Origin of the sequence: Campylobacter concisus, from assembly GCF_902460875.1 — a bacterium.
Lineage (GTDB): Bacteria > Campylobacterota > Campylobacteria > Campylobacterales > Campylobacteraceae > Campylobacter_A > Campylobacter_A concisus_AA.
Window position 1 is genome coordinate 78,926 of record NZ_CABPVR010000012.1, and the last position, 11,014, is coordinate 89,939.

Sequence of the window (11,014 nt, forward strand, 5' to 3'; positions counted from 1 at the left end):
TTTTAAATTTATTGATAAAAATTTCTAGTACAAAATCAAAATTTTATAGATAATGATATAGAGTAGGAGAGGCTTTGTAAATTTGAAAAGCCAAATTTATTTTCTATTTTCGTCTAGGACTTTTTGCATACTCTCTCTAGTTGCCTCTAGCCAGTTTTCTTTTGAAGTATCGACTAAATCAAGACAAAAGAGCTTGATATCTGCTTTTTTAAAGCTAAATTCTTTTACTTTCATCGCATCGCTTCCTACGATAACGATAGGCTGGACTTTTAAATTTAGTTTTTCAACTAATAATTTTGCACCACCCTTAAAAGGCAAAAGTTTATTGGTTTGAGATCTAGTTCCTTCAGGAAATATCGCTAAAACGCGGCCATTTTCAACTCTATCTTTTGCTTCGCTTAAAAGCTTTATAAGTGAGTGTTTATTTTCACGTTCAACCGCTATCATTTTTGGCAAGCTTAAAATTTTACCAATTATAGGAATTTTGCCAATCTGCGCCTTTGCGATCCAGCATACATTTTTTGGGTGAAGTTCTTCGATGACGATGATATCAAGCATGCTTTGGTGGTTTATAAGTAAGATATTTGCTTCATCACTAAAATTGCCTATCACTTCAAGTTTATAGCCACCAAAAAATCTTTGTGATCTTCCCCAAAATTTTCTTATGGCTCTATTTTTATCATTAAATAGCCACATAAAAAAGACGACAAGAATAACGCTAATAACAAACTCAATAGCAAAAAATAAAGCTCTAATTTTTGACAAGATTATCCTTTTTTACCCAGCCAATCTTACCATCAGCAAATAAAATTTTAGAGTAGTCACCTTTTGTGTCTAAAATTTCTACATTTTCGTTTTTACGGGATGTGTAAAAGATGGTTGAGTTTTTTGTAGGCAAGATTGAAACGCTAATATCTGGTTTTAGAACGGCCTTGCCAAAAGGGTTGTAGGTATAAATTCCAAGTGCTATAAAAATGGCTGCTACGAAAAAGTAGCTAAGCCTTCTGCGCCAAATAGCTAATAATATAAAAATTACCGCACAAGAGTAGATCGTGACATCTTTATAGGTGCTAAACTCACTTTGTTTTGGATTTAGTCCGATCTGTGTGCTGACATCGTCATCTTCGACACTCACTGGCAAAGAAAAGCTTTCAAATTTAGCCTTTTTTAGGTTGTAATAATTAAAGTCAAGCGATTTTTTATTTGGCTTAAATACTGCAAAATAATATGCACTTTGTGAGTTAAAGTCGCCATTTATCGTATCTACGCCTTGCTTTAATATCGTTTTATTTTCAATATTAAAGGCGCTTAGATCGACATTGTTGCCGTAAATTTCAACGACCATGATATTGTTTATATCATCAAATTTTGTTGTCTTAAATTTCTTAACTTCAAGATTATCGGCCACGATATGGTTGTAGTTTTCGTCACTTCTAAGCTCTTTTAGCTTTGGTAAAAAGATATTTATACTTGAGCTTTGATAGTTTTCGCCATTTCTTTTTAGGGTTAAGCTAACTTTTAAAGTCTTTGCGTCAATGCTTGTTGTCTCAAGATAAAAAGTACCTATATATTTGTTGTCTTCACTTTTTACCCATTGAAAATTTTTCTTATTTAGCCATTTGATATTTGTTTCATCAAGCTGTGTCTCAAGCTCAAACTCAAAGTCATTTTGTGTATCAGCCACTATCTCAACACTAAAAATTTCTCCTATAACAACATTTTTGGGTACGTTTGTGGCTTTTAAAAGAAGCTCTTTTACTTTGATCTTGTCATATACTTGATTGTCTGGGACGCTAATATCTGGCTCGTTTGTTGGCACGATGTTTCGCATCTGCTCTGGAGTGATACGCTCTGGCTGTGGTGACACAAATTTTCTTGAAAAATCTTGTTCTTTTGGCGGTTTTTGAGTTTTTGGATTTGAAGTAGGGCTATTTACAAATTTATCCTCCCTAGCTTCGTCCATCATATCAAAAACGCTTACTTCATCGGTATTTGCAGCAAATAAATTTAGTACGAGTAGGGAGATAAAAAGAAAATTTTTTACCAAACTAGACCTTTTAACATCTTCATGCCATCATCTGTACCTAAAATTTTCTCACAAGCACGCTCAGGATGAGGCATGAGACCAAAAATCTTTTTGCCCTCATCGCAGATTCCAGCTATATTGTCGACTGAGCCGTTTGGATTTATTTCGTTGCCTTTAGCATCACAGTATTTTAGTAATACTTGATCGTTGTCATAAAGGCTTTTTAGAGTATTTTCATCAGTATAATAGTTGCCCTCGCCGTGAGCGATAGGGATATTAACCACTTCATTTTTGGCTAAATTTGCTAAGAATTTATTGTTATTTGAGATTACCTTTAGGTGGTGGTATTTTGAGACGAAATTTAAATTTTCATTTCTTCTCATCGCACCCTTTAAGAGTCCAAGCTCAAGTAGCATCTGAAAACCATTGCAAATTCCTAAGATATAGCCACCTTTTTTTGCATGCTCTTTTACAGCTTGCATAGCTGGACTAAATTTGGCTATTGCAGCTGTTCTTAGATAGTCTCCATAGCTAAAACCACCTGGAAGTACGACTAGATCAGCATCTATTTTATCTTCTTTGTGCCAAATGATCTGTGTTTGGCATCCAAGTAATTTAAATGCGTGAGCTGTATCTTCTTCGCAGTTTGTGCCAGGAAAAAGTATTATCGCTACTTTCATAGCACGATCTCATAGTCTTCGATGACGGTATTTGCTAAAAGCTCTTCGCACATCACTTTTAGCTGCTCATTTGCTTTAGTTTTATCACTCTCGTCGATATCTAAAACGATTTGTTTGCCTATTCTGACATTTGATACACCGCTAAATCCAAGAGAATTTAAAGCATGCTCCACTGCTTTGCCAGCAGGGTCAAGGACCCCACTTCTTAATGCTATATTTACAACAGCTTTCATTTTTGTCCTTACGATAAAATTCTTCTTAAAACTTCTTCGTAAGCGACTTTTACGCTACCAAGGTCTTGTCTAAATCTATCTTTGTCAAGTTTTTCATTAGTTTTAGCATCCCAGAATCTACAACTATCAGGGCTTATTTCATCAGCTAGAATGATATTGCCGTCTTTGTCGATACCAAATTCTATTTTAAAATCAACTAGTTTTAGGTCTCTTTCGGCAAAAAATTTAAATAATATAGAGTTGATCTCTCTTGTTGTGTGTCTTAGAGTTTGAAGATCTTTTTCGCTCTTTACTAATCCCATAATGATACAGTGCTCATCTGTTACTAATGGATCGTGCAAATCATCGTTTTTGTAGTAAAACTCAACAAGAGTAAAAGGTAAAACTGTGCCTTCTTTTATGCCAAGTCTTTTGCTAAGTGAACCAGTTGCGATATTTCTCACAACAACTTCAAGAGGTATGATCTCGCATTTTTTGACCACTTGCTCAGTGTCGCTTATAGTCTCAACTAAATCAGTCACGATGCCTTTACTCTCCAAAAGCTTAAAAAGCTGTGTTGAAATTTTATTATTTAATGCGCCTTTACCAGCTTCGTTGCCTCTTTTTTGAGCATCAAATGCTGTTAGATCGTCTTTAAATTCAGCCACAAGTAAATTTGCATCGTCTGTGGCATACATTTTTTTACCTTTTCCCTCGTAAATAAGCTCTCTTTTTTGCATGGAGATCTCCTTCTAATTTATTGTTTTATTTTTAAAATTTTGATCGTATCAATTGCTGTTTTTAATTGAATATCTTCATCAACTTTTTTTTGCGTGATTATCTTTTTATCATCTTTTGCTTCAGTTTTATTGCCCTCGCTTGTAGGATTTATCTTGTTTAGCTCGCTTTTTAGGTGCGCTTTTAGCTCACTTTCTTTGATGCTAAACGCACTATCGTCACTTTGTGGCACTTTGCCAGGATGTACGACTACATCAGGTGTTACGCCAACTGCTTGGATAGTTCTGCCACTTGGTAAGTAATATCTTGCGATGGTTAGCCTTAATGCTTCGGTGTCATCTATTGGAAGGATTACTTGAACGCTTCCTTTACCAAAGGTATTTTCGCCGATTATTACAGCACGTTTATGATCTTGAAGTGAGCCACTTACAATCTCGCTAGCACTAGCACTTCCGCCATTTACTAGTGCAACAAGTGGTAGTTTTGAAAGAGTTTTACTAGCACTTGCTTTATACTCTACATTTTCAGATGCGTCGCGACCTTTTTGAGAGACGATGACGCCGTTATCTACAAAAAGATCAACTAGATCGACAGCTTGATTTAAAAGTCCGCCAGGATTATTTCTAAGATCAAGTATGATGCCACTTGCTTTTGGATATTCTTTGATCGCTTCTTTTACCTTTGTAACAACATTTTTGTCAAAATTTGTGACACGCACGTAAAGAATGTTGTCATTTTCTATCATTTTTGCATAGACAGACTCAACCTTTATAAGATCTCTTATGATCTTTACATCAAACGGCTTTTGTTCGCCTTTTCGCAAAATTGTAATAGTTATCGGAGTTTTTGGCTTGCCGCGCATTTTATTTACGGCTTCGTCTATCGTTGTGCCAATCGTTGAGTTGCCATCTATCCTTAAAATAATGTCACCTGATTTTATGCCTGCTTTATCGGCTGGGGTATCTTCGATCGGTGAGATAACGGTTAGTGCACTATCTTTCATGCCAACAGTTATACCAAGTCCACCAAATTCTCCACTTGTTTGCACTTGCATATCTTTGTAAGCTTTTTCGTTTAAAAAGCTTGAGTGAGCATCTAAATTTTGCATTAACCCTGCTATGGCTTTATCAATGATCTCTTTAAATTTAATGTCATCAACATAGTATTTTTCAACGGTTGAAATTGTTTTTGTAAGCTTTGAAAGTGCTTCAAGCTTCGCACTTGCTTCGTCTTCACTCTTTGCAAAAAGTGCATTCACTGCTACGCTTGAGATAAGCAAAGCACCTGTAATTTTTAGTACAAAAAATCTACTAAATTTATTCAAAATTTCTCCTATAATTTTTGGTTCAATTCTATTAGCTTTTGGCTAAAAAAAGTATAAATTTAAGCTTATATTTTTGCTTTTAGATAGTTTTTGATACAAATTTATAACAGCAAATTTTAGCAATTAAATAAAAAGAGTGACAAGCATTATAAAAATACTTGACAATATAAGACTAAAGTTATATAATGGCGACCATATAAAATAATCCAAGGAGATTTAATGGCTGATATAACAGAAAATTTAACAGCTCAGATGCAAGAAACTCTTGAGAAAGGTATTAGTTTAGCGATATTTTCTAAAAATCCGCAAGTTGTTCCGCTTCATATTTTTTGGGCTTTGCTTGCAGATAGCAATTCTATTTTAAACCAAGTGTTTAATAAAATGAATGTAAGTAAAGACGCCGTCGAGCTTGAAGTAAAAAGTAAAATTTCTTCACTTCCAAGTAGCTCAAACGTTACAAAAGATAACGTTTCAGTTTCAAGAGAGCTTATAAATTCTCTTGAAAATGCAAAAGCGTTGATGGTAAGCATGGGAGATAGCTACATAGCTGTTGATACATGGATCATCTCATCTCTTGAGCTTAGTGAGATCAAACAAATTTTAAGCAAATTTTGCGACATCTTAGAGATCAAAAAGAACCTTGAGAGCATAAGAGGCGGTAAAAAGATAGATAGCCAAACTGGCGATGATACTCTTGATAGCTTAGAGAAATTTGGTATCGATCTAACGCAAAAAGCGCTAAATAAAGAGCTTGATCCAGTCATTGGCCGTGATGAAGAGATCACTAGAATGATGCAAATTTTAATAAGAAAGAGCAAAAACAACCCTATCTTGCTCGGTGAGCCAGGCGTTGGTAAAACAGCCATCGTTGAGGGCTTGGCTCAAAAGATAGTGGCTCGCGACGTGCCAACAAGCCTTGCAAACAAGCGTGTCATCGCGCTTGATATGAGTGCAGTCGTAGCTGGTGCAAAGTATAGAGGCGAGTTTGAAGATAGATTAAAAGCTGTCATCGACGAGGTCAAAAAAGCTGGTAACATCATACTTTTTATAGATGAAATTCACACCATAGTTGGAGCTGGTGCGAGCGAGGGTGGAATGGATGCTGCAAATATCCTAAAACCAGCTCTTGCACGTGGAGAGCTTCACGCTGTTGGTGCGACAACACTAAAAGAGTATAGAAAGTACTTTGAAAAAGATGCAGCACTTCAAAGACGTTTTCAGCCTATAGACGTCAAAGAGCCAAGCGTAAATGAGGCACTTCAAATTTTACGTGGTATAAAAGAACGTCTTGAAGTTCACCACGGCATCACGATAACAGATAGCGCGCTAGTTGCCGCAGCAAGACTAAGCGACCGCTACATCGCAAACCGCTTCTTGCCAGATAAGGCGATAGATCTTATAGACGAGGCTGCAGCTGAGCTTAAGATGCAAATAGAGAGCGAGCCATACGAGCTTTCAAAGATAAAACGCGAGATCGTAACGCTTCAAGTAGAAAAAGAAGCGCTAAAGATGGAGGATGCGGATAAAAATAAAGAGAGACTTGGCGAGATCGAAAAAGAGATAGCTGATCTAAATGAGAAAAAGCTAGCGCTTGATACTAAATTTGAAAATGAAAAGGCCGTTTTTGGTGGAATCTCAAAAGCTACAAAAGAGATCGATAGCTTAAAATCACAAGCTGAGATAGCAAAAAGAAATGGCGATCTTCAAAAAGCTGCCGAGATAGAATACGGCAAGATAGCAGACGCTAAAAAGCACAAACATGAGCTTGAAGAAAAATGGGAGCACATGAAAAAAGAGGGCGTGCTTCTTAAAAATCAAGTCGATGAAGAGCTTGTGGCTGAAATTTTGAGCAAATGGACTGGAATTTCAGTTAAAAAGATGCTAACAAGCGAAAAAGAGAAATATCTGCGCATCGAAGAGCATCTAAGAGAGAGCGTTGTCGGTCAAGATGACGCACTACACGCACTTGCACGTGCTGTTAAGAGAAACAAAGCTGGTCTAAATGAGGGTCAAAGGCCGATTGGTTCATTTTTATTTCTTGGTCCAACAGGCGTTGGTAAAACTCAGTCTGCTAAGGCTTTGGCTAAGTTCTTATTTGATGATGAGAAGGCGCTTATTCGCTTTGATATGAGCGAATATATGGAAAAACATAGCGTGAGCAGGCTTCTTGGTGCGCCTCCAGGATATGTAGGCTACGATGAAGGCGGTCAGCTAACAGAGGCAGTTCGCAGAAGACCTTACTCAGTCATACTTTTTGACGAGGTTGAAAAGGCCCACAAAGATGTATTTAACATACTCTTGGGAATTTTAGATGATGGACGTGCGACTGATAACAAAGGTGTAACGGTTGATTTTAAAAATACGATCATCATTTTAACCTCAAACATTGCTTCAAATTTCATAATGGAGCTAAAGGGCGAAGATCGTGATGTGGCTGTTAAAAACGAGCTTAAAAACTACTTTAAACCTGAGTTTTTAAATAGGCTTGATGATACTATCATCTTTAATCCTCTAAACGAGCAAGGCCTAATCTCTATCGTTGAGATCATGTTTAAAGAGCTTGAAAAGACCCTTCATAACCGCGGTATCAAGGCAGTTTTAAGCGAAGAGGCTAAGAAATTTATCGCAAAAGCTGGCTTTGACATAGTTTATGGCGCAAGACCTCTTAGAAGAGCGCTTTATGAGCTAGTTGAAGATAAGATCGCTGATATGATCTTAAAAGATGAGCTTGAAAGTGGCGATGAGATCACTATTGATAGCGATGGCGAGAAGATTATCATTAAGAAAAAATAACTTCAAATTTACTTGGCAGGTTGTATTAACTTGCCAAGCTCTCATATAAATTTTATACAAAAAATATCTAAAAATAGGGCGGTTTTGCTATTTAAAAATACGACTAAACGCCTAAAAATTTAGCAAGGGCAAAATAAAATATAGCTGATGAGATAGCAGCTGCTGGAAGCGTGATGAGCCAAGCAAGAATGATTGGTCTTACCATTTTCCAGTTTGCATTTTTATTTACGATGCCGATGCCTAAAACTGCGCCTATTAGGATATGCGTCGAGCTTACTGGTATGCCAAGCTTTGTGGCTAGAAGTATGACGATACTTGAGGCAAGCTCGGCGCTAAAGCCAGTTGTTGGCAAAATTTCAGCTAGTTTTGAGCCGATAGTGGTGATCACCTCTTTGCCTAAAAACCAAAGTCCAACGACAAGTGAAATTCCAAAGGTTACCATTGCGATGCTTGGTATGGGCGAACTTTCGTTTATAGATCCAGTCTTTAGCACATCAAGCACGGCTGCAAATGGTCCAACTGCATTTGCGATGTCGTTTGCGCCGTGTGAAAATGCAAAAGATGAAGCGGTAAAAATTTGAAACCATGAGAAAATTCTATTGATGCTTTTTTCGCTATCGTTTTTGCTCATGACATTTATGATAGCAAGGCTTGCAAGATATGCTAGAGCTCCGATGACGAAGATAATCCAGATAGTTTGGATGATGCTAAAGGCTAAATTTATATGCTCAAGCCCTTTAAAAAGCATCATTGATGAGATGACCATTGCTGCAAATCCAGCGATAATTGGGATATGCTTTTTCATTGCTTTAAAAGTATCTATCTCTTTTTCGCTATCTTTCATGATACGAATTTTTGAGCGGTACTCGCTGTATTCAGTGGTTTCGATCTCATCCTCATCGATAACTGCGATCTTTGAAAGAGTAGCTATCTGCTCCTCGGCCGGCTTTGTTTTTAGTGCTTTTATGAAGCTTTCTTTATATGCTTTTCGCTCAGCTTTTAGAGCTTTTAGATTCATTTTAAGCTCATGTGTTGGCTCAATAATCTTACTTTTTACGTAGCCAAATATAACGTAAGACATCACGCCGCCAAGCAGTGGCGAAATGACCCAACTTACGGCAATTCTACCGATCTCACTCCATGAGACCATGCTAAATGGTTCTGGATCTTTTATCATAAAACCCATAGCAAGTCCTGCACCAACGATGCCGCCAACGATCGAGTGAGTGGTTGAGACTGGTAGACCTTTTTTAGACGCATAAAAGAGCCAAAGACCAGAGCTAAGAAGGGCTGAGATCATGATGATGACAAATTTCATCGGATTTAGATCGCTTGGAAATTTCACGATCTCGTTTCTAATCGTATTTGTAACCTCTGATCCTGCAAATATCGCACCGCTAAGCTCAAAAATGGCTGCGATGATGAGAGCTTGCTTAAGCGTAAGAGTCTTAGCGCCAACGCTTGTGCCAAAGCTGTTTGCAACGTCATTTCCACCGATATTAAAGGCCATAAAAAGACCAAACATACCAGCGATCAAGAATAAAAAGTAGTTATTTGTCGGGATGTACTGATAGCCCCAAACGAAAAATCCAACGCTACAAATTGCAAAAATAACAAATGCTAATAAGTTATCTCGAAGCAATCAAGCCCCCTTATAAGGTTTTTGATAGGGATTATATCTTGAAAAATATTAAAGTTTTTAGAATTTTTCAACTTTAAATGATACTAAATTATCATATGTTAGAATCTACAAAAATTTTTAAGGACAAATTTTGGTTATAGCGATCGATCTTGGCTCAAACACATTTCGTGTAGCACTTGTCAAAAAAGAGCAAAATGGCTTTAGTAATGAGCAAATTTATGAAAAGATAGTAGGAGCTGCTAGAGGACTAAATGAAAGTGGCAAGATAGCAGATGAGTCCAAAAATAGGCTCTTTGAAGCGATAGCGGAGGCTAAAAGTAAATTTGACTTTGATAAATTTAAATGCGTAGCAGTCGCGACTGAGGCTTTTAGGGTAGCGTCAAATAGCGAGGAAATTTTTAGCGAGATACGAGAGAAATTTGGCATAAATTTTCATATCATCAGTGGCAAAGCAGAAGCAAAGCTTACATTTTTGGGTGTTCAAAATGCTTTTAAAAAGCTTGGAATAAATGAAAATTTTAGCGTCATTGACATCGGTGGAGCAAGCTCAGAGATCGGTGAAGATGGAAATTTTATGAGTTTTAAATTTGGCATTATTACATTTTTTGAAAAATTTAAAACACTTGATTTAATGCAAGAAAATGCAAAATTTTATACAAAAGACGCAAGAGAATTTTTAAATAGCTTAAAAAATAGATTTATCGTGCTGACTTCTGGCGTACCAACTACTATCGTAGCGTTACGACTTGGACTTAACTACGAGAACTATGATCCAAAAAAAGTAAGCGGATATGAGCTTAGAGATGATGATCTTGCTTGGTTTATAGGTGAACTTTTAAAGATGGATGATAAGAGCGCTGATCTGGCGGTTGGAAGAAATAGAAAGTATCCGCTCATCGCTGGGACCTTGCTTTTAGAGGAGCTTTTAAGTGGGCAAGAAGCAAAATTTTTAGTTATCGATGATGGGCTTAGAGAGGGTGTAGGTGTGGCCTATCTGCAAGGAAAATTTCAAGAAATTATCACAAATTTTTAGTTAATATTTCAAAAATTTAAAGGAGAGAAAATGAGCATAAGAGAGCAAATTTTAGCTGATATAAAAGAGGCTATGAAGGCAAAAGATGAGTTTAAAAGAGATACTTTAAGAACGCTAAATGCAGCACTTAAGCAAGTTGAAGTCGATCAAAGGATTGAAATGACTGATGAAGTGGTACTCCCACTGCTTCAAAAGGAGATCAAAAAGAGGGCTGACTCGGTTGAGCTTTATATAAAAGGTGCTAGAGAGGATTTGGCTAAAAAAGAGCAGGGCGAGATTGAGCTTATTAAGGCATATTTGCCAGCACAGCTAAGTGATGAAGAGCTTAAAGAAAAAATAAAAAAGATTATTGAAAGAGCTGGTAAAAATTTAGGTGCTGTAATGAAAATGGCAAAAGATGAGATCGGAGCAAGTGCTGAAGCAAAACGCATAAGTATGATCGCAAAAGAGCTTTTGGCTTAAAATCTACAATCTTATAAAACTTCTAGTTTTCGAAAACTTACTTCTAAATGTGTGTAAGTTTTCAAAAAATCAAATACGACTTTCATTTTAAAAAGATATATAAA

The 11,014-nt window shown here is 36.7% G+C and carries 10 protein-coding genes; 3 read left to right on the forward strand and 7 right to left on the reverse strand.

What is annotated here, in order from left to right; all coding sequences use genetic code 11:
- Positions 1 to 96 precede the first annotated feature (96 nt).
- Genes F3H01_RS08555 through F3H01_RS08580 form a run of 6 tightly spaced genes read right to left on the reverse strand, consistent with a single transcriptional unit; the run spans position 97 to position 4,992 of the window.
- Positions 97 to 771 (reverse strand): lysophospholipid acyltransferase family protein, encoded by a 675-nt coding sequence (locus F3H01_RS08555; protein ID WP_223155400.1) that lies wholly within the window; start codon positions 769 to 771, stop codon positions 97 to 99.
- Positions 752 to 2,047, reverse strand: a complete 1,296-nt coding sequence (locus tag F3H01_RS08560) for an SH3 domain-containing protein (RefSeq protein ID WP_149725492.1) — start codon at positions 2,045 to 2,047, stop codon at positions 752 to 754. Before F3H01_RS08560 ends, F3H01_RS08555 begins: the two co-directional genes overlap by 20 nt.
- Entirely contained in the window at positions 2,041 to 2,706 is a 666-nt protein-coding gene (purQ, locus tag F3H01_RS08565; RefSeq protein ID WP_072594249.1) for a phosphoribosylformylglycinamidine synthase I, read from the reverse strand. Before purQ ends, F3H01_RS08560 begins: the two co-directional genes overlap by 7 nt.
- Complete coding sequence (gene purS, locus F3H01_RS08570; protein WP_103603908.1) at positions 2,703 to 2,939, reverse strand: phosphoribosylformylglycinamidine synthase subunit PurS; 237 nt, start codon at positions 2,937 to 2,939, stop codon at positions 2,703 to 2,705. The genes purQ and purS overlap by 4 nt, the downstream gene beginning before the upstream one ends.
- Positions 2,940 to 2,947: 8 nt before the next feature.
- Positions 2,948 to 3,658, reverse strand: coding sequence for a phosphoribosylaminoimidazolesuccinocarboxamide synthase (gene purC, locus F3H01_RS08575; RefSeq protein ID WP_149725493.1), 711 nt, complete (start codon positions 3,656 to 3,658; stop codon positions 2,948 to 2,950).
- Between the two features lie 17 nt (positions 3,659 to 3,675).
- Complete coding sequence (locus F3H01_RS08580; protein WP_410470358.1) at positions 3,676 to 4,992, reverse strand: S41 family peptidase; 1,317 nt, start codon at positions 4,990 to 4,992, stop codon at positions 3,676 to 3,678.
- A gap of 207 nt (positions 4,993 to 5,199) precedes the next feature.
- On the opposite strand from F3H01_RS08580, the gene F3H01_RS08585 reads away from it, so the two are divergent.
- A complete protein-coding gene (locus F3H01_RS08585) occupies positions 5,200 to 7,773 on the forward strand; it encodes an ATP-dependent Clp protease ATP-binding subunit (RefSeq protein WP_084041279.1) in 2,574 nt (857 codons plus the stop codon).
- A 103-nt stretch (positions 7,774 to 7,876) separates the two neighbouring features.
- Here F3H01_RS08585 and F3H01_RS08590 read toward each other — a convergent pair whose 3' ends face one another.
- Positions 7,877 to 9,415 (reverse strand): inorganic phosphate transporter, encoded by a 1,539-nt coding sequence (locus F3H01_RS08590; protein ID WP_149725495.1) that lies wholly within the window; start codon positions 9,413 to 9,415, stop codon positions 7,877 to 7,879.
- 130 nt (positions 9,416 to 9,545) lie between these two features.
- Between F3H01_RS08590 and F3H01_RS08595 the strand changes: the two genes are divergently transcribed.
- Together F3H01_RS08595 and F3H01_RS08600 are read left to right on the forward strand one after the other, a co-directional pair.
- The gene (locus F3H01_RS08595; protein WP_107792989.1) at positions 9,546 to 10,448 is read left to right on the forward strand and encodes a Ppx/GppA phosphatase family protein; all 903 of its coding nucleotides are present in this window, start codon (positions 9,546 to 9,548) and stop codon (positions 10,446 to 10,448) included.
- A 30-nt stretch (positions 10,449 to 10,478) separates the two neighbouring features.
- Positions 10,479 to 10,910 (forward strand): GatB/YqeY domain-containing protein, encoded by a 432-nt coding sequence (locus F3H01_RS08600; RefSeq protein WP_072594244.1) that lies wholly within the window; start codon positions 10,479 to 10,481, stop codon positions 10,908 to 10,910.
- Positions 10,911 to 11,014 lie beyond the last annotated feature (104 nt).